The organism is Cytophagales bacterium, from assembly GCA_019456305.1.
Taxonomy (GTDB): domain Bacteria; phylum Bacteroidota; class Bacteroidia; order Cytophagales; family VRUD01; genus VRUD01.
This window is the reverse complement of record VRUD01000084.1, coordinates 1-19047: the sequence shown is the minus strand read 5'-3', so window position 1 is coordinate 19047 and position 19047 is coordinate 1. Positions and strand designations below refer to the sequence as shown.

At 38.3% G+C, this 19047-nt stretch carries 18 protein-coding genes and 1 tRNA gene; 8 read left to right on the top strand and 11 right to left on the bottom strand.

Annotation, left to right across the window (positions count from 1 at the left end):
* Positions 1 to 300: 300 nt before the first annotated feature.
* From FVQ77_14920 to FVQ77_14885, 8 genes are all read right to left on the bottom strand, one after another.
* Positions 301 to 2535 carry a T9SS type A sorting domain-containing protein gene (locus FVQ77_14920; protein MBW8051597.1) on the bottom strand — a complete coding sequence of 745 codons (2235 nt, stop codon included), beginning with the start codon at positions 2533 to 2535 and terminating at the stop codon, positions 301 to 303.
* 373 nt (positions 2536 to 2908) lie between these two features.
* Positions 2909 to 3325 carry a type II toxin-antitoxin system VapC family toxin gene (locus tag FVQ77_14915; GenBank protein ID MBW8051596.1) on the bottom strand — a complete coding sequence of 139 codons (417 nt, stop codon included), beginning with the start codon at positions 3323 to 3325 and terminating at the stop codon, positions 2909 to 2911.
* Between the two features lie 4 nt (positions 3326 to 3329).
* Positions 3330 to 3542 carry a DUF2281 domain-containing protein gene (locus FVQ77_14910; protein ID MBW8051595.1) on the bottom strand — a complete coding sequence of 71 codons (213 nt, stop codon included), beginning with the start codon at positions 3540 to 3542 and terminating at the stop codon, positions 3330 to 3332.
* Positions 3543 to 3585: 43 nt separating this feature from the next.
* Positions 3586 to 3819, bottom strand: a complete 234-nt coding sequence (locus tag FVQ77_14905; protein MBW8051594.1) for a hypothetical protein — start codon at positions 3817 to 3819, stop codon at positions 3586 to 3588.
* Positions 3820 to 4059: 240 nt separating this feature from the next.
* The gene (locus FVQ77_14900) at positions 4060 to 5994 is read right to left on the bottom strand and encodes a PQQ-binding-like beta-propeller repeat protein (GenBank protein ID MBW8051593.1); all 1935 of its coding nucleotides are present in this window, start codon (positions 5992 to 5994) and stop codon (positions 4060 to 4062) included.
* A gap of 296 nt (positions 5995 to 6290) precedes the next feature.
* A complete protein-coding gene (locus FVQ77_14895) occupies positions 6291 to 6965 on the bottom strand; it encodes a hypothetical protein (protein ID MBW8051592.1) in 675 nt (224 codons plus the stop codon).
* A 197-nt stretch (positions 6966 to 7162) separates the two neighbouring features.
* On the bottom strand, positions 7163 to 7726 hold the full coding sequence (locus FVQ77_14890) for a 30S ribosomal protein THX (GenBank protein ID MBW8051591.1): 564 nt from the start codon (positions 7724 to 7726) through the stop codon (positions 7163 to 7165).
* 96 nt (positions 7727 to 7822) lie between these two features.
* Positions 7823 to 8728: a 3-hydroxybutyryl-CoA dehydrogenase gene (locus FVQ77_14885; protein ID MBW8051590.1), complete on the bottom strand. Its 906-nt coding sequence runs from the start codon at positions 8726 to 8728 to the stop codon at positions 7823 to 7825.
* A gap of 110 nt (positions 8729 to 8838) precedes the next feature.
* Here FVQ77_14885 and FVQ77_14880 point away from each other — a divergent pair.
* The 6 genes from FVQ77_14880 (at position 8839) to FVQ77_14855 (ending at position 15756) form a co-directional block, all read left to right on the top strand.
* A tRNA-Thr gene (locus FVQ77_14880) sits at positions 8839 to 8909 on the top strand.
* On the top strand, positions 8879 to 10273 hold the full coding sequence (locus tag FVQ77_14875; protein MBW8051589.1) for a hypothetical protein: 1395 nt from the start codon (positions 8879 to 8881) through the stop codon (positions 10271 to 10273). The genes FVQ77_14880 and FVQ77_14875 overlap by 31 nt, the downstream gene beginning before the upstream one ends.
* A gap of 98 nt (positions 10274 to 10371) precedes the next feature.
* On the top strand, positions 10372 to 10917 hold the full coding sequence (locus FVQ77_14870; GenBank protein MBW8051588.1) for a hypothetical protein: 546 nt from the start codon (positions 10372 to 10374) through the stop codon (positions 10915 to 10917).
* Positions 10918 to 11016: 99 nt separating this feature from the next.
* Positions 11017 to 12099 (top strand): transglutaminase domain-containing protein, encoded by a 1083-nt coding sequence (locus tag FVQ77_14865; GenBank protein MBW8051587.1) that lies wholly within the window; start codon positions 11017 to 11019, stop codon positions 12097 to 12099.
* Between the two features lie 66 nt (positions 12100 to 12165).
* Complete coding sequence (locus FVQ77_14860) at positions 12166 to 12978, top strand: sterol desaturase family protein (GenBank protein ID MBW8051586.1); 813 nt, start codon at positions 12166 to 12168, stop codon at positions 12976 to 12978.
* Between the two features lie 78 nt (positions 12979 to 13056).
* On the top strand, positions 13057 to 15756 hold the full coding sequence (locus tag FVQ77_14855; protein ID MBW8051585.1) for a tetratricopeptide repeat protein: 2700 nt from the start codon (positions 13057 to 13059) through the stop codon (positions 15754 to 15756).
* Positions 15757 to 15840: 84 nt separating this feature from the next.
* Here FVQ77_14855 and FVQ77_14850 read toward each other — a convergent pair whose 3' ends face one another.
* Positions 15841 to 17766: a CocE/NonD family hydrolase gene (locus FVQ77_14850; protein ID MBW8051584.1), complete on the bottom strand. Its 1926-nt coding sequence runs from the start codon at positions 17764 to 17766 to the stop codon at positions 15841 to 15843.
* Positions 17767 to 17893: 127 nt separating this feature from the next.
* Between FVQ77_14850 and FVQ77_14845 the strand changes: the two genes are divergently transcribed.
* Positions 17894 to 17989, top strand: a complete 96-nt coding sequence (locus tag FVQ77_14845) for a hypothetical protein (protein ID MBW8051583.1) — start codon at positions 17894 to 17896, stop codon at positions 17987 to 17989.
* A gap of 2 nt (positions 17990 to 17991) precedes the next feature.
* On the top strand, positions 17992 to 18396 hold the full coding sequence (locus FVQ77_14840) for a transcriptional regulator (GenBank protein ID MBW8051582.1): 405 nt from the start codon (positions 17992 to 17994) through the stop codon (positions 18394 to 18396).
* Between the two features lie 140 nt (positions 18397 to 18536).
* Here the strand turns inward: FVQ77_14840 and FVQ77_14835 are convergent, their stop codons facing one another.
* Together FVQ77_14835 and FVQ77_14830 are read right to left on the bottom strand one after the other, a co-directional pair.
* A complete protein-coding gene (locus FVQ77_14835; protein MBW8051581.1) occupies positions 18537 to 18683 on the bottom strand; it encodes a type II toxin-antitoxin system VapC family toxin in 147 nt (48 codons plus the stop codon).
* Positions 18684 to 18906: 223 nt separating this feature from the next.
* Positions 18907 to 19047: single-stranded DNA-binding protein (locus FVQ77_14830; GenBank protein ID MBW8051580.1), on the bottom strand; the 141-nt coding region annotated here is incomplete at its 5' end.

Genomic DNA, 19047 nt, shown 5'->3' with positions numbered 1-19047 from the left:
TCCCAATCAAGGGATTGGCAATCCTTTATTCGGAGCCCCACTTGGAGTGGGACTCCGAGAGTCGGGCTCCCAATAGGCGACTATGGCAATCTTCATTCGGAGCCCCCCCGAGTACTCGGGGGGACTCCGATTTTGTATCACCTCTTAAAAGATTTTTTTAGGGGAAGAAGAAGATTTTTTATTTTTTTCTTTAGAGGGGCAGGCACATGATTAAGTAAATTTGGATTTGTGGGATGAAATGAGCGATTTACTTAATGATGTGCCTGCAGAGGTGGCTTTTAATTGTTCAATTATAATGATTTATTCAATTATTATCTGTTTATTAATTACTCCTTTTTTGCTTATTAATTGGAGATTATAGATGCCTGCCGGATATTTATTTAAATCAAGTTGCTTTTCGTAGATGCCTTTAAATTGTTTTAGATTCTCTCTAAATAATACCTGTCCCAAATTGTTGACGATTTTTAGCTCTAAATTTTCTGCTTGTGTTATGTTCATTACAATATTGAACTTGCCGGTATTGGGATTGGGATATATTTTCAAACCATAAATTGATTCATCTTCTTTAATGCTTGAAATGGTTACGCTGAATGCGGCTGAAATGGATGTACATCCATTTGTATCAGTTATCTCCACAAAATATAAACCCGATTTTACAGGTATATATGACTGTGAATTGGCACCAATGAGCAATGTGTCGTAATAATACCATTGGTAGGAATTGGCTATACTTGATGCCAATGTATCTCCGTTTTGAGTGATTACCGGAATAGCCGGTAAAGGATTTACGGTTAAGCCGGTTGTTATGATGCTGTCGCAGCCGCTAACAGTTGACAAACTGTCGTAATATGTACCTGCTGTATTTCTGTATGTTCCGTAGATTAGTGCGCTATCACCGTTGCAGATTGCAACTGCCGGGTCGCTGATGTTGTATGTTGGATTGACCGTAAGCGCTGTTGAGTGTATGCTGTCGCAGCCATTAACAGTTGTCAAGCTGTCGTAGTATGTACCTGTTGTGGTTCTATACGTTCCGTAAATTAGAGAACTGTCACCATTGCAGGTTTCAACTGCCGGGTCAATGATGTTATAAATTATGATAGTAAGCGCTGTTGAATAAACACTATCACATCCGGCAACGGTTGTCAAGCTGTCGTAATATGTACCTGCTGCGGTTCTATACGTTCCGTAAATTAGAGAACTGTCACCGTTGCAGATTGCAACTGCCGGGTCGCTGATGCTGTATGTTGAATTGACTGTAAGCGCTGTTGAGTGTATGCTGTCGCAGCCATTTACAGCCAATAGGGTATCGTAATATGTTCCAGGAGCATTCTGATATGCTCCTTGCAGGAAAATGCTGTCGCCATTGCAGATAGCGGAAGTTGCCGGAGTTGTTACCGGGAAACAATTTAACAATCTTGCAATCCCGTTTCTCCCTGTTCCATTATAGGAAGTGAACAAACCACCGATAATAATTTTCCCATCGCTTTGTATAGAGGTTGTAAAGACAGTACTGTCTGCTCCAATTCCTACGGTAAAAATACCATCAAGGATACCATCGGCATTGAGGCGGGCAATACGGTTTCTTGCTGTTCCATTATAGGTAGTGAACAAACCACCGATAATAATTTTCCCATCGCTTTGTATAGAGGTTGCCTGGGCAATCCAGCTTGCTCCCGTACCAACGGTAAAAGTACTGTCAAGGGTACCATCCGCATTGAGGCGGGTAATATAATTTCTTGCTGTTCCATTATAGGAAGTGAACCAGCCCCCGATAATAATTTTCCCATCGCTTTGTATAGAGGTTGTATAGACATCACTGCTTGCTCCCATACCAACGGTAAAAGTTCCGTCAAGTGTACCATCGGCATTGAGGCGGGCAATACGGTTTATGGCTGTTCCATTATAGGAAGTGAAGTTACCACCCATAATAATTTTCCCATCGCTTTGTATAGAGGTTGTCCATACGGCATTGCTTGCTCCCGTACCAACGGTAAAAGTACTGTCAAGGGTACCATCCGCATTGAGACGGGCAATACGGTTTATTGCTGTTCCATTATAGGAAGTGAACCCGCCACTGATAATAATTTTCCCATCGCTTTGTATGGAGGTTGTCAAGACAGTATTGTTTGCTCCCGTACCAACGGTAAAAGTACTGTCAGGGGTACCATCGGTATTGAGGCGGGCAATACGGTTTATTGCTGTTACATTATAGGAAGTGAATTGTCCACCGATAATAATTTTCCCATCGCTTTGTATAGAGGTTGTAGAGACACCAAAGTTTGCTCCCGTTCCTGCGGTAAAAGTACTGTCAAGCGTACCATCCGCATTGAGGCGGGCAATGCGGTTTATGGCTGTTCCATTATAGGAAGTGAACCAGCCACCGATAATAATTTTCCCATCGCTTTGTATAGAGGTTGTTAGGACAATACCGTTTGCTCCCGTACCAACGGTAAAGGAGAGGTCAATGGAGCCGGGCTGGGCGTTTGCACAAAAAATTATGTGCAAAAACAAGGATAAGAATAGAAGTTTTTTCATGGTTTTAAATGTTGTTGCCCCGAGGTTCAAAAGGCGGGTTAATTTGATTGTAACCTAAAAATCTAAATTAAAAAAAACAACTTAAATTGTAATCATTATTAACATCATGCATCAAATTATCAGTTACTGGATGCTGGTTACTGGGTGCTGGTTGACCCTATTATTATTAATTTTTGCAACATATTGTCTTAATGCAGCTCTTTATTCACAATAGGACGTACTTTTCCTCTTTTTAATTTAGATTTTTAGGTGCTATTAATTTTCAGCTTAAACCAAGAAAAACTTCAGCAACGCAATTTTTTGTTATGTTTTACTTTGTCTTTATGTCATATTTTATATTCTATTTTCAGATTGCTAAAATACAAATTGATTATTATGCAATTTTTTTATATTTATTAATAGCTTCAAATGGCTTTAACGGTTTAATACCAGCTTTTTCAAAATCTTTGTCAAAACTTACTATTTCCAGTTTGTATTTTTTAGAAACTACAACTTGATAAGCATCATCAAAGTCTAATCTTTTTGAATTTATATATGTAATCAAATCTGGCAATTCTAATGGCCTTAACGATAAATAATTCAGCTTGCCATTTTCAAAAATATCAACTAAAAAATCCTTAAATTCATCTTTTCTATTAAGCTTTGTCATTATGATACCGATTGAATGAAGGGTAAAATCAGAAATAAATAATATATTGGCTGGAATTTCTTGTAAGAATAATTTTACTTCCTCTGTCTTTTCTTGTTCAAGTAATCTTTCAAGCCAAATATTGGTATCTACTAAAAACATTTTTTTACCCCCTCCAATCTAATGACTTTTTTTGTAACTCAATAGAAGTATATTTAGAACGATATTCTTTCAATGCACCAGCCCATTTTTGCTTTAACTTGCTATGTGTTGTAGATTTGAATTTTTGCGATAAAAAATCTAAATATAATTCTAAATCATACATTAATCCAGGAGGTAAGCTACTTATTTTCTGTTCAATCTTTCTTAAATTGTTCATAAGTTAAAAGTTTAATTTTAGTCAAAAAAGAATAATATCACCTCTATTCAACTTCATCCTTGAATACATCATCATAAATATCATTATCAGAACTTAACCATTCTTGATAAGCAATAGAGCTCATCTGTATTTTCATATTGTCATTGATTTGGATATTTTTATCCCTATCAACTTTAATTAGAATTTTGACCTTTTTATTATTAACGTCCTTAGTGATATTTTTAGGAATTTTGATGATTCCGTTTTCCACCTGTGTCTCAAACTCTATTGTTCTCATAGCTTTTCGTAATTTTTCAGGTTAAAAGTATTCATTTCTAATAACAAGAGTTTCCATAGTTGAAATGTTTTTAAAATTCCCTCAAAGATAATCATTGTTCTATTGTTTTAAAAACCTTTTCCGAAGTTTCTGAACATGAAACCACGAAACCACTAATTACACGAATTACACTAATTAAGAATTATACTAATTAAATTAGTGTAATTCGTGTAATTAGTGGTTTCAAAGTGGTTTCATCCACTACTTTTTAAGAATAGTAAACTCCACTCTCCTGTTCAACTGCCTGCCTTCTTCAGTATCATTGTCAGCAACCGATTTGCTTTCGCCATATCCTTTTACGAGTATCTTTTTTTTTACTATTCCATTTCTAATTAAATGTTTTGCAACTGCTTGTGCTCTTGCTTGCGAAAGTTTAGTGTTTTTTGTCCCTGAACCAATATTATCAGTATGACCGGCTATTTCAATTTCAATTGAAGGGTTGTCTTTTAGAAACTTAATCAACCTCTTTAATTCAGGAGAAGATTCACGTCTCAAGAATGATTTCCCCGAATCAAAAAATATACTATTCAACCGTATCGTTTGCCCTTTTTCAATTGGAACAAGAGACAAATCAAAGGATAGATCTTTTGATTCACCTTTCAAATCAGTTATATCAAAATTTATACTAACAGGAAACAGCGTGGTGTCGGTAGCAAGAATTGAATATTTAAAGCAATCTCCGGTAGCAAGCAATGTAATATTGTAGCTCCCGTCTTTGGGGCTGCTTTTTACAATACCTACGATCTCTCCATTGTCAAGGCATATTACTTTCACTTCAGTAGCTATTGGCTTATTGGTTTCAGCGTGTATTACTTTCCCCGAAATAGGAATAAGAGATAAATCGATGAATAAGTCTTTCCTGGCAGCATCTACAGATATATCAAAATCTATTCTAAAATGGTATAGTGTAGTGTCAGAAGCAAGAAGCGAATAACTGTAGCAATCCGCACTGTCTGGCACGGTAAATAAATAACTTCCGTCTGAAGGGTTGGTCTTTGCAATAGCAACAATCCTACCAAATGCAAGACATACAAGAACAACTTCAAGTTCTATCGGTTCATTCGTTATTATATTTGTTACTTTTCCTGAAATAGTAAAAATGGGGGAAGCTTTTAATGCATAAAGACAGCGGTCCCAACTCCCAACGTATATTACCCCATCCACAACCGTTGGTGAACAAATGATACTACTTTTAGTTTTGAATTTAGATCTTAACTCCCCGGTTTTTACATATAACGAATAAAGATAGTTGTCCTCACTTCCAAAATAGACCATTCCGTCTGCAATGGCCGGGGAAGATCTTATATAACCTCCGGTTTTGAATTTCCATATTTGCTGCCCGCTCTTTGCATCTATGGAATACAGATGATTATCCCAACTTCCGATAAAAACCATCCTGCCATAAATGGCAGGAGAGGAGAGTACATCTCCTTCAGTTTTGAATCTCCATACCTGAATACCTGTCAATGCTTCTAAGGCATAGAGATAGTTATCCTTACTTCCAAAATAGATTACACCGGCAGCAATAATGGGAGAGGAGCTTATACCTTTTTCTGTTTTGAATTTCCATATTTGATACCCGTTATTTGCATATACGGCATAAAGATAACCGTCAAGGCTTCCAAAAAAAACCATTCCACCGGCAATAAGAGGGGAAGATCTTACTTCATTTTCTGTTTTGAATTTCCACCTTAGCTGGCCTGTCTTTGCATCTAATGCATAGAGATAGTTGTCAAAACTTCCAAAATAAACTATACCACCGGCAATGGAAGGGGAGGAGACGACCTTCCATTTGGTTTTAAATTTCCATTTTTCCAGCCCGGTTTTAGCATCTACTGCATAGAGGTAGCTGTCTAAGCTTCCGAAATAGACCACTCCATCCACAACAGTCGGAGAAGAATACACCCATGATTGACATTTGAACTTCCATTTTGCCAGGCCAGTTTTTGTATCTACAGCGTATAGATAACCGTCAAAGCTTCCAAAATAGACCATCCCATCCGCAACGGCCGGAGAGGATTCCACGATATCCCCGGTTTTGAATTTCCATAAGATTTGTGTATTTTTATTGGCTTTATCCTGGGCGCTAACATTAACGGTAAGGATAAATGCCAATATGGGAAGGAGGTATCTCAAGTTTGGGTATTGGTTGGTTGGTTTTGGTTTACCCCGCACCCCGAGTACTCGGGGTGCGGGGTTATAGTTAAAAAGTTTTCCAGCCTGCCATAGGCTTTTGGCGGGCAGGTAGTTCTGGTTTTAGTTGTTTAGCTTGCTGCTCATCGTGCTCCTCCCGAGTACTCGGGACTGGTTTTAAAGGGTAGGAGTGGGGGTACGAATAATCTGCCAATTCGACATGACATTTCTTTTTCATTTTATAGATTTATTACCTATACCCCCACACCAAATCACATCTCTAAAATACACAAGAAATGTCATGTCTTCTTAAAAAAATCATTCTTATCTTCAATCATAAATTTATCTAATTTTTTAGATTCCTGGTACATGGAATGAAACTTAATAAATCCTTCTTTACCACCAAACCAGTCTAATACACTATCTCTTTGTAATCTGGTTAGCTTTTCTGACAGAAATGAATTATACGAGCTCCATTTATATTTTTTAAAATCTCCGATTATTCTATGATTCTCAGGATTAGAATGTATATAATATACCAATTGAGAAAAATAATCATCGTTATCTATCAAAATTCGTTTGAAAGGTCTTTCAAACAAATTTCCATGTCTGTTTTGCTCTTTATTGAATGCTTTTGAATAAGCAATAAAAAATCTTCTGAATACCTCACTAAGCAAGTCACAAATTATCGTTTCTGAGTTATTGTTTTTTTTCAAATACTTATCATAATTAGGTTTTGTTTTTTTTAGAATATAATTTTCACTTCTAACTCTTACTAAAAAATGAAAGTGATTTGTTAAAAGACAGTACGTATAGGTTTCAACAAAATTAGATAAATACAGACTATAAGTGTTTAGAAAATGGTGCCTGTTTCTGTCTGACAAAAACAGCCCTTCTTTACCATTAGCCCGATTGTAAATGTGATAATAATTTTCAGGGTTCAATTTGTCCAAATAATCTTTTTGCTTCGACATAAATTTTTTGATATGTTATTTTTATTTTTTATTCTCGCCCAGAATTTATGTGCCCCGCACATAAATTTTATGTGCGGGGTGTGCAGGGTTTAAAAAGACATGACATTTCTTCGTCTTATTTAATAAAATAGGGAAAATATCAAACTTCCCTTTATCTGAAACGATATTAAGAAGAAATGTCATGTCGATGCTGTTGCTTACTTACTTTCCTTGTCTGATTTTTTCTCTGCCTTAGCCGTGCTCCCTGATTTATCTGGTTTATCTGGTTTTTCAGGGGGTGAACTTTGTTGTTCCGGGTACCCGGGATTATTCAAGTCAGGCTTATCTTGCCCGGGCTTTATTAGAGTAGTAGGTTTTTTTTCCTTATCTATCTGGTCAGAAACTGTTGATTTGGCTGATTCGGTTTTGCCTTTGATTTTTTCTTTTTCTAATATTTCCTTTTCTTCCCTGCCCTGCTGAATCTTTTCCCTGTGATCCCGAGTACCCGGGACTATTTCATCGGGGTGTTTTTTATCTGCCTTGTCCTGAATACTCGAGACGGGGTCCAATTTAGGTTGGATTTCTTTTTTAACTTCTTCGTCCTGACTTGTCGTGATAGGATCTAGTTTGGGTTTAACGGGGGCGATTTTATTCCGTTGAAGTTTTTTCTCATTCGACTGGAGTATTGGCTTAACGGATTTGTTCGTTTTTCTTTGCCTTTTATTTCCGAAAGAACCTCTAAAGAGTTTCCCTTTTCTGGTTTTGACGTCTCCTCTTCCCATAATAATAGTTTTTAATTTAAGAAAAATTTCTTTCTGAGTATTCGGGGCAAAGAACGCATCCCGAATACCCGGAAAGCAACATTTACTTTATAGACACTAATTAACCAACTCCATCTTCCTAAACCTCTCTGCCACGATCAACTCTTTAGTCTCTTCAGTCCAGCAGTAAAACCCAAACCCTGATTTGATTCCGTGGTGGCCTGCTGCTACCATATTTACCAACAACGGACAGGGTGCGTATTTTTGATTGCCAAAGCCTTCATATAATACATTTAAAACAGACAGGCATACATCTAATCCGATAAAATCAGCCAGGTGCAGGGGCCCCATTGGATGAGCCATACCCAGCTTCATCACCAAGTCTATCTCCTCAACGCCTGCCACACCTTCATATAATGAATATATCGCTTCATTGATCATAGGCATCAATATCCTGTTGGAAATAAAGCCCGGATAATCATTCACTTCAACAGGTATCTTACCTAATTTTTTTGAAACATCCATGACCTGGTCTGTAACTTCACCGGAAGTAGCGTATCCTCTGACAATCTCTACTAATTTCATAACCGGGACCGGATTCATAAAATGCATGCCGATTACTTTATCAGGCCTTGATGTAGCCGCTGCAATTTTGGTGATTGAAATAGAAGAGGTATTGCTTGCCAGGATGGTGTGTGGAGGACAAAGTTCATCCAGGTCTTTAAATATCTTTAATTTAGTATCTATCTTCTCATTAATGGCTTCAACTACCAGGTCTGCATTATGCACACCCGTTTTCATATCAGCAAAAGTGCCGATACGTGTTAATATTTCCTTTTTATTTTCTTCAGTAATTAGTTCTTTTTTTACCTGCCTGTCAAGATTTTTGGAGATCGTTCCTAAAGCTTTATTGAGAGCATCTTCAGAAACATCGACCAGAGAAACCGTAAATCCGTTTTGAGCAAATACATGGGCAATGCCGTTCCCCATCGTTCCTGAACCGATTACTGCTATGTTTTGCATTGTATAAAGTTTTTGCAAAGATATAAAATAAATAAACCTATACAAATAAACATTTTTTATTAAATTTGCATAACCAAATCATCAAATCACTAAATCACCAAATAAAAATTGCCGATATAGCTTAATGGTAAAGCAATGGTTTCGTAAACCATGGATGGCAGTTCGATTCTGCCTATTGGCTCAAATTTAATGTGTCGGAATTTCAAAATTTATACATCCCGGGTAAGCTTGGGAGAAGTTGGCTTTATATACAAGTTGGCAGCGGCAGCAGCAGGAGGCAGGACTGCCAACTGCCGCTGCCAACTGCCAACTGTTTTATTATGCCTGCTATTAACCATTGCAAATACTTTTGCACAGGAAATAGCGCCTGCAAATCCAAAAGCAAATGAAAAACTTGTAGTACCAAACTATCAGATATACTGGAAAAATGGTTTTCAATTTGAAAGTGAAGATAAGCAATTCAAGTTAAAGTTTGGTGGGAGAATTAATTATGATCACGCTTTCTTTTTTCAGGAAGACACCTTTAAAAAAGCATTCGGGCCATTAAGTAATGGGGTAGAATTCAGAAGAATAAGATTGTTTCATTCCGGGCAGATCTATTACAATGTTAAATATAAAATTCAATTTGATTTTGCAGGAGACTCGGCAAACGCTAAAGATGTTTGGATCAGTCTTTCAAAAATCCCGGTTATAGGAAATATTAAGATCGGACATTTTAAAGAACCATTCAGGTTGGGAGTAATAACGAGTGGTAAATATATCACTTTTATGGAACGGGCAACCACGCTTGCTTTTATACCTGATCGTAATTCCGGCTTAATGGTTTATGACCTGGCCCTGCAATCACGATTGTCATGGTCACTCGGTATTTTCCGCAGGGCAGATAAGTTTGGCAATGACAAGCAGGCAGACGATGAATACAATATTACAGCCAGGTTAACCGGATTACCAATTTATAATACTGAAAAAAAACAGCTTCTGCATTTAGGGCTAGCCTATAGTTATAGAAATCCTGATGCTAATGAATATTATATAAAGTCAAAACCCGAAAGTCATCTGGCAAATGAACTTCTTAATACGGATACTATCAGTAATGTGGATATAATAAATCTCTTTCAAACTGAAGCTGCTTTAGTGATGGGGCCTTTTTCTTTGCAAGGAGAATTTGTTTCATCAGTTGTAAAAACTAATACAGACACGTTGGCTATCAATTATACATTTGCAGGTTATTATGCTTATGTAAGTTACTTCTTAACAGGCGAAAGCAGGCAGTATTCTACCTCACTATCTGCTTTTAGCCGCGTTAGTCCTAAAAAGAATTTCGGCAGCGATGGCGGATTAGGCGCATGGGAGATTGGCTTACGTTATTCAATCCTGGATTTAGATGACAAAACAATTAAGGGAGGTACGCTTAACTGTATAACAATAGGATTAAACTGGTACCTCAATCCGTCAACACGCTTTATGGCGAATTATGTTTTAGCCCAACTGAATGACGTTGGAAGCGCCAGTATCGTTCAATTCAGGTTTCACGTTGACTTTTAATTAAAAGACACATCTCTATTTGGATTTGTATAATTAACAACCTACTTTTGCAACCGAATTTATTTTAACAATTATTCAACCTTTTAACTTATTTACTTATGAACACATTTAAAAAATTAACAAGGCTGTCCCTATTGGTATTAGGGAGCTTTTTCTTTATCACTTTAATCACGAATTGCAGTCAAACAAGTGGCGAAGCGAATGATGATGCAGAAAATCCCCTAGACACCAAGGGATTGACCGTTCAGGAACTTGCAACGGCTGTTAAAAAATACGTAAAAGAAGAGACATCAAAAAATGATGGTTACTTTATTGTTAAAGATGAAAAAGAAAACAAAGAGTTGAAACTTAAACTCAAAAAAGTGCATGAAGACAGACTAACAAGCCTGAGTTCTTCGCTTCATTTTGTCTGTGCTGATTTTGATAATACCGATGGCGTGGTTTACGACATTGATATTTTTATGGAAGGCACTGAGAAAGATAATTTAAGTACCACTGAAGTGTCAGTGCATAAGAAGGATGGAAAACCCAGGTACACATGGTATGAAGAAGATGGGGTTTGGAAAAAGAAAGATGTAGAGCAAGAAACTAAAAAAGAATCTGAACACCCAGAACACCCTGAACATCCTGAACATCCTAAGTGATCAATTTTTTATCCTGCTATTGTAGGGAACAGGCATGGTAGAGACGTTGCAATGCAACGTCTCTACCATGCCTGTTCCCTACATTTTTAAAAACAAAAAATGTGCATCAAGGCATACAATTCTTTTTTAACAATAACGGTTCTCCTCTCATTTTCAGGTTATATTTTTGCTTTTCCAACAGTCGTGAGTACCTGCTATGCGCTATGCACCATGCGCCATGCGCCTAATGATACAACCACTTCCCGAAGCTTTGAATTTATATACAACGTAGCCCTGCCCCACATTCCAAAAACTGCCAAAGGGTTAAGTACCTGGATCCCACTTCCACAATCTGATAATTTTCAAGTTATATCAAATATAAAAATAGAATGTCCCGTGCCTTATACAATTGATAGGGAAACTACATATAACAATAAATTTTTAAATATTTTAATTAATAAAAACATTCCTGATAGTCTGAATATCAGGATAAGCTTTGTTGCCCAACGAAAGATTAGAAACAATGTCCCAACCTCACATCTTCTATTACCCGGCAAACATCTTTCATCAAAAGATCTCTTGCCAAATAACCTCATTCCTATCGATGGTCAAATTAAAAAAGAGGCAAAAAAAGTCACTCTAAATGCTAAATCAGACATGGATAAGGTAAGCGCTATTTATGATCATATCGTAAACACAGTAACTTATGATAAATCAGGTACAGGCTGGGGTAGGGGAGATGCGCTCTATGCCTGTAACGTAAAAGCAGGCAATTGCACTGATTTTCATTCCCTGTTTATTGGTATGTGCAGAAGTATTGATATACCGGCAAGGTTTATAATTGGATTTCCCTTACCAGAAAAAAAGACCGAAGGAGAAATATCCGGATACCACTGCTGGGCTGAATTTTTTATCAGTAAATCCGAATTGCATTCGGACTTTAAAGGCTGGATACCGGTTGATGCGTCTGAGGCTTTTAAACACCCGGAAATGAAAGATTTTTATTTCGGTAACCTTGACTATAACCGCATCCAATTTACGATCGGGAGAGATATTGAATTACAAAACAATAACATTACCGAAGTATTAAATTATTTTATTTATCCCTTTTGCACTATTAATGATGAACCTTATTATGACGTAAAGTCGAGCTTTTATTTTAGAGAAATAATTTCACAAAAAAAACAGGCAGTTGACAATTGACCCCGAGTAGAGACGCCCAATTTGGGCGTCTCTACTCGGGGTCAATTGTCAACTGCTTCTATAATCATGCTAAACATAATCTGGGATACCAAAGGTTATTTTTTCTGGCTGCTGGTCGTGTCACTTTTTTGCTGGATCCTTGAGCGTATATGGCCGTGGCGTAAACAACAGAAAGCCTTTAGAAAACAAATATGGCAGGATCTTTTCTGGCTGATATTTAACGGGCATTATGCGGGGATACTGCTCGCTTTTGCGGGGTTATTTATTTTAAAGCAAGCTTATTCTTACCTCCAATGGTTCGATCTTCCCTCACCTGAAAGCTTTAATTTCTTATCAGGATCTTCCTTGTGGCTTCAATTTATTGTTTTTTTATTGCTGAAAGATTTTATGGAATGGCTCATACACAGGTTACTCCACAGGGTACCCTTATTATGGGAATTTCATAAATTGCACCACAGCATAGAGGAACTGGATTGGATCGGCAATTTTCGTTTTCACTGGATGGAGATCGTAATATACAAAAGTATTACATATTTCCCGCTTGTGATATTAGGCGTAGATGGCAGCGTAATCTTGTGGATAGCTGTGATCGGTACGCTGATCGGCCACCTGAATCATTCTAATTTAAAGATCAATTGGGGCATTTTCAGGTATGTTCTCAATTCTTCCCGCTTTCATGTCTGGCATCATGATCTTATCCCTGAAGGGAAATACGGGAAAAATTTTGCCATCATCTTCAGTCTCTGGGACTGGCTGTTTAGCACTGCATATTATCCCCCGGAAGAACAACCACAAAAACTGGGGTTTGACAACATGGATAAATACCCTGAAAGTGCTTTGATGAGGTTTGTTTATCCGTTTTGGAAAAAAAGGACATAGCTTTGCCCGCCTGCCAAAACGCCTGTCTGCCGAACAAGCAGGCAGTGGCGGGCAGGCAAATTGATTAAAATAAAGATTATGATAAAACACTCCTTGTTAATTACCTTTTGGCTGCTAAACGCAGCTATTGTTGTTGCTGATAACAAGGTTTCTGCCTACCCCCTAGTGAGGTACGAACGTACCGGGGTGAAACCGGATACGGTATTTAACAGGGTTGACAGCCTGTTACAGGCTTTAAAAACCACCAAAGCTGACACCTCAAAAATAAAAACCCTCAACACCCTTTCAGAAACCCTGATGCAAAATGGGATCTATGACTCAGCCCTCACCTATGCCAACCAGGCCCTTGACATGATTGTGAGAAAGCAACGAGCCAGACAATCCCTTAAAAAAAAACGATGGCTCAAAAATGCTACGATATACGCTTACAACAATATTGGTGCAGTTTATACCGGCCAGGGCAACTACCCTTTAGCGCTTAAAAATTTCTCCAAATCACTGGAGATCTGCGAGCAGCTTGGCAACCGCAGTGATGTTGCCCGATTATTGAGCAACATCGGTATTATTTATATCAATCAGGGCAACTACCCTTTAGCGCTTAAAAATTTCCTCAAATCACTGGAGATCTTCGAACAGCTTGGAGACCGCAGGGGAACAGCCAAATCATACAACAGAATCGGTCTTATCTACACCGACCAGGGCGACTACCCGCAGGCGCTTCAAAATCATACAAAATCGCTGGAGATCAGCAAGGAGCTTAGCGACCTCAGGAGCACAGCCGTATCATACAACAACATCGGCCTTATTTATTACGATCAGGCTGAGCAACTGCAAAGTTCAGTTAAAGCCAATCAGCAGAGTCCTCTGCGAGAGACTCTGCTGAGACAAAGTGACTCCTTGTATAATAAGGCGCTCAAAAATCATACAAAATCGCTGGAAATAGCAGAGCAGCTTGGAGACCGCAGTGGCATAGCCAGCTCATACAGCAATATCGGTATTATTTATACCGATCAGGGTGACTACCCGCTGGCTCTTGAAAATCACTTCAGATCGCTGGAGATCCGTGAACAGATTGGAGATAAGCTGGGGATAGATATATCTTATACCAATATCGGTGATGTTTACCTCAAGCAAGGTAAATATAAAAAAGCTGAACAATACTACTATATGAGCACCAAAATTGCTGCTCAGATAGGAGACATGGAGGGCTTAATGGTAAACTATGAAGGGCTCTCAAAGGCTTTGGGTAGAGGACTGGGAGAATGGCACAAAGCCAATGAATATTACATGCTTTACACAACAGTAAAAGACTCCCTTTTCAATGAACAAAAGAGCAGGCAAATAACCGAAATGCAAACCAAATACGAAACTGTAGAAAAAGAAAAAAAGATAGAATTATTAATGAAAGAACAGTATATCAGGGAATTGAAACTCAATAAACAAAGAATTATAATTGTTTCTTCCATTTCTGCTTTGATATTAGCTACAGCTTTAGCCTTTGTTGCATATAACCGCTACCGCGTCAAACAAAAAGCCAATACTCATCTTGAACAACAAAATCAGCATATCTTGCAACAAAATGAAGAGATCAGGACGCAACAGGAGGAAATATTAGTTCAGAAAGAAAGATTAGAAGCAACAAACCAAACGTTAGTAAAGAAAAATAAACAAATTACCGATAGTATCAATTACGCCAAACGTATCCAGGAAGCGATCCTGCCACCTGATGATATTGTAAAGAAATTATTGCCCGATTCTTTTATCTTTTTCAAGCCAAGGGATATCGTAAGCGGGGATTTTTATTGGCTTACTTCCCTACATGTCATTCCGGGTGCAGGGAAGGGTAGAAGTGTTAACGCAAACGAGGAATCTCCTGAATCACTACCTGTCATCCCTCGCTCCGCTCGGGACAAGCGCCCTGCCCGGAATGACAATACTGTTATTTTGGCAGCAATAGATTGCACCGGCCATGGTGTGCCGGGAGCATTTATGTCAATGATCAGCAATACGCTTTTAAATGAGATTGTTAATGAAAAGGGGGTAACAAATCCTGCTGATATTCTTGATCAATTAAATCAAGGAATCAGGCAAGCCCTGCATCAAACTCCAAGCCCCCCCTCCCACAGGGCTGGCTCGATGTCCACAGGACATCGCCCTCCCCTAACTCCAAGCCAACTTGAATTGGAGAAACGGGGAATCGGAGAAACGGAGAGAGGGAAAACGAAGCGATTCACCGATTCACCCATTCACCCCCGCCTGCCAGCTCCGAGGGAAGACTTAGTGGGCGGGCAGGCATTCACCGATTCAGGGGGACTTAGGGGGGCCTCGCAGGCAGGTAGAGGAGATTACATTGCAAATGATGGCATGGATCTCTCGCTTGTTGCTATTCAACCTGGTAATGCAGGGGGTGTACGATCCCTGCAATTTGCAGGCGCTCAACGACCACTGTACTTAATTACCAATGGACAGTTGAAAAAGATTAAAGGAAATATTGATACAATTGGCGGGACAAGGAAACGATTTGTCAAAAGCTTCACCAATCATGAATTAAAGCTAAAAAAAGGGGATACATTTTATCTTTTCTCCGATGGCTATACCGACCAGTTTGGTGGACCTGATAACGAAAGATTTATGACGGCAAGATTCCAGCAACTTCTGCTTAAAATAAACCACCTGCCAATGAAAAAACAACATAATATCCTGGAAAAGACTTTTGAAGAATGGAAAGGGAGTGGTAAACAGACAGACGATATTTTGGTGATGGGGATAAGGGCGTAAAGTGTAGAGTTTAAAGTTTAGTCAACCGCCAGCGTTGCGCTGAGTCAATTAAAAAAAAACTTTAAGTTAATAGAAGTGCTAATACTATTCAATCACTCCCACCCTCAAAAACGAATGCTCCTTCTTTGATCTGTAAACCCTGTGCGTTGATTTAATAAAATCATCTTCGTTTGCTTTGAAGATATTGTCAACATACTTTTGAGGATTCCTGTCAACCAACGGGAACCATGTGCTTTGGACCTGTACCATGATCCTGTGCCCTTTTTTGAATGTATGTAAAACATCCTGGAGCTCAAAACTCACATCTGTTACTTTGTTGGGTATAAATGGTTCCGGTTTTTCATAGCTGTTCCGAAACCTGCCACGTATCACTTCACTTCTAACCATCTGCTGGTAACCACCCATTTTGATTTTTTGGGGATTATGTTTAAAACCTGGATGATCATCGGGATAAACATCAATTAATTTGACAACCCAATCGGCACCTGTTCCAGTGATAGACACTTTTAAATTGGCCATAATACTGCCCGCAAGCGTCAGGTTTTCTTCCAATACATCGGTTTGGTAAACCAGCACATCAGGCCTTCTGGAGGCAAAACGCTGGTCATCGGTCATGTATTCACGTGTCATTCCTGTTGCAATTGCTTCTGTAAAAGGAACGGGCTTGGCAGGGTCGCTGATAAATTCATCATATCCATTAGTGGTTTTTGAAGGCATATCGAATGACAGTTTACCATTTGCATGGAAGTAAAGGCTTTTTTGTACTATATTTTCAGGCGGCCACGTATCAAATTTTCTCCATTTGTTGGTTCCTGTTTCAAAAACATAGGCTTCCGGGAGATCCAGGTTCCCTTTTCCTTTCAGGAAATAGTTGAAGAACGGAAATTCTATATTTTCCCGGTAAAACAAAGAGGGTGGAGGAGTGTCCCCGAAAAATACATTTCCCATGCTTGAACCATCTGATCTTGCCCATCCTCCATGATTCCAGGGACCCATCACGAGCACATTATAAGCACCGGAACTGTTTTTTTCAATTTCCCTATAAATTTTCAACGGCCCATAAAGGTCTTCTGCATCAAACCATCCTCCAACGGTCATAACGGCAGGTTTGATGTTTTTTAAATGCGGCAGAATATTCATCTCCTGCCAGAATTCATCGTAATTTGGATGCTCAACGGCTTCATTCCAAAAAGCGACTGAATCATGGTAAAATTTTTCATTCACATTTTTCAGAGGCCCTAATTCTTCCAGGAAAAAACGGTAGCCGTCAGGAGTTGGGTATTCAAACCATTTCCCCCATTGCTTAGTAGGTTTTGGCCTTGGCATCCCAAAAACCGCAAAAAAGCCAAATGAATGCGGAAGAAAAAATGCCCCATGATGGTGGAAATCATCCCAAAACCAGTCTGCAATTGGTGCCTGTGGAGATGCTGCCACTAATGCCGGGTGTGCATCAATGATGCCAGCAGCCGTATAAAAGCCGGGGTAGGAGATTCCCCACATTCCAGCTTTGCCGTTGTTATTTTTGATATTTTTAATCAGCCAGTCGATAGTATCGTAAGTATCTGTGCTCTCATCAATATCGCTGTTGCTTTTTTTATTGTCATTATGGGGACGCATGTTCACAAATTCTCCTTCACTCATAAATCTGCCCCTTACATCCTGGAAAACAAAGATGAACTTTTCCCTGACAAAAAGCATAGATGAGCTTAACCTGGTGTTGTATTTATCTTCTCCATATGGACATACACAATAAGGCGTTCTGAAAAGTATGATCGGGTACTTTTTGCTTTTATCTTTAGGTGCATATACGGCTGTGAATAGCTTCACCCCATCACGCATGGAGATTTGGTATTCGTGTTTTTCGTAGTTTTCAACGATATAAAGGGAGTCTTCGTTAGGCGCATAGCGTCCCGAGTAACTCGGGAGCGCATGGCGTATGCCAGCAGTTTTTGAATAAAGCGCATAAGAGTTGCTGAATACAATAAATAAAATTGCTAATAACGATAACATATAAGCCCTGTAATTTTTCATAATTTTGTGGGGTTAGTCATTATTTTTTTTTCAAATAAATAACATTTTTTCTAAATAATCTAAAGTGTGGTGAAATCTTTATAAAAAGTTCGTAATATGAGAACTTATTACTTTTAATTTTGTATATAAATATCAATTAGCATATATTCGTTTCGTAGGCATTCATAAGAAATATAATAAAATTGATGTAAAAACTGTTTAATGATGGAACTTAAACCAATTAAAACCGAAAAAGATTACAGGACAGCAATGAAAAGAATTGACGAACTTATCCTTTTAGATCCAAAAGAGGATACACCTGAATATGATGAACTGATTGTTCTTTCTGATCTTGCCTGGCCTTATGAAGAAAAACATTACCCTATTGAACCCCCAGATCCAATAGAAGCTATCAAATACATCATGGAAGAAAAAGGAATTAAAAACAAGATAGAAGCTATCAAATGCATCATGGAAGAAAAAGGACTTAAAAATAAGGATGTAGTAAAATACTTTGGTAGTAAAAGCCTGGTTTCCGAGGTATTAAACCGAAAACGCCCGCTTTCCCTTAAAATGATCAAATCTTTGCATGTGAATTTGGGGATCCCTTATGAGATATTGATGGGGTAATTAAAAAACATAACAAAGTACCACAAGCTTTCACCAGGTTTTTTATAGCATATCTACGTGGTGTCGGGTGTTTCCACATTGAGTCCACTCTAAAAAGTAAAAAATTGAAAATAAATAGTAATTTTTTGTATAGTTTTATTTTAAACAGGCAAGTGATATGAAAGCAGTTCCAGTTCGGTGATTACAGAAATTGAGATTGTTTTTTCCGCTAAAAAATTTACCACTTCGTCTGAAACCAACAGGTATAATACCGCATTGGTGTCTAACAAGTAATCATCTCCATTCATTCCTTATTCGTTTTTGGTATTCCAGCGGGTCTTCACCCAAAGTAATGGAATTTTTGAACTGTTCTAACTCCTCTCTGCTCAATGTTCCTTTGAAAATAAATCGTTTCTCGCAGAACCCAAAAAATAAAAAAGGGGGATTCAATCCCCCTTTTTACTCAACATACTCTGTTGGATAAAAGAAATCCCACAGGGTAAAAATGTTGAGATACAATGAATGTTATTTTTAGCTGACTGGTTGAGCTTTTGGTGTCAGCATTAAAAATTCATTCACTAAAATTTCAGTGACGTAGCGCTTAATGCCTTCCTTATCTTCATAATTCCGGTTAATAAGCTTGCCATCTACAGCTACTTTATTGCCTTTTTT

Bases quoted from the DNA above. Each gene is read 5' to 3' on its own strand.
- FVQ77_14850 (MBW8051584.1), bottom strand. From the start codon at position 17,766: ATGTTATCGTTATTAGCAATTTTATTTATTGTATTCAGCAACTCTTAT.
- FVQ77_14840 (MBW8051582.1), top strand. From the start codon at position 17,992: ATGGAACTTAAACCAATTAAAACCGAAAAAGATTACAGGACAGCAATG.
- FVQ77_14915 (MBW8051596.1), bottom strand. From the start codon at position 3,325: ATGTTTTTAGTAGATACCAATATTTGGCTTGAAAGATTACTTGAACAA.
- FVQ77_14835 (MBW8051581.1), bottom strand. From the start codon at position 18,683: ATGAATGGAGATGATTACTTGTTAGACACCAATGCGGTATTATACCTG.
- FVQ77_14865 (MBW8051587.1), top strand. From the start codon at position 11,017: ATGTGCATCAAGGCATACAATTCTTTTTTAACAATAACGGTTCTCCTC.
- FVQ77_14860 (MBW8051586.1), top strand. From the start codon at position 12,166: ATGCTAAACATAATCTGGGATACCAAAGGTTATTTTTTCTGGCTGCTG.
- FVQ77_14920 (MBW8051597.1), bottom strand. From the start codon at position 2,535: ATGAAAAAACTTCTATTCTTATCCTTGTTTTTGCACATAATTTTTTGT.
- FVQ77_14890 (MBW8051591.1), bottom strand. From the start codon at position 7,726: ATGGGAAGAGGAGACGTCAAAACCAGAAAAGGGAAACTCTTTAGAGGT.
- FVQ77_14905 (MBW8051594.1), bottom strand. From the start codon at position 3,819: ATGAGAACAATAGAGTTTGAGACACAGGTGGAAAACGGAATCATCAAA.
- FVQ77_14870 (MBW8051588.1), top strand. From the start codon at position 10,372: ATGAACACATTTAAAAAATTAACAAGGCTGTCCCTATTGGTATTAGGG.
- FVQ77_14910 (MBW8051595.1), bottom strand. From the start codon at position 3,542: ATGAACAATTTAAGAAAGATTGAACAGAAAATAAGTAGCTTACCTCCT.
- FVQ77_14855 (MBW8051585.1), top strand. From the start codon at position 13,057: ATGATAAAACACTCCTTGTTAATTACCTTTTGGCTGCTAAACGCAGCT.
- FVQ77_14895 (MBW8051592.1), bottom strand. From the start codon at position 6,965: ATGTCGAAGCAAAAAGATTATTTGGACAAATTGAACCCTGAAAATTAT.
- FVQ77_14885 (MBW8051590.1), bottom strand. From the start codon at position 8,728: ATGCAAAACATAGCAGTAATCGGTTCAGGAACGATGGGGAACGGCATT.
- FVQ77_14875 (MBW8051589.1), top strand. From the start codon at position 8,879: ATGGATGGCAGTTCGATTCTGCCTATTGGCTCAAATTTAATGTGTCGG.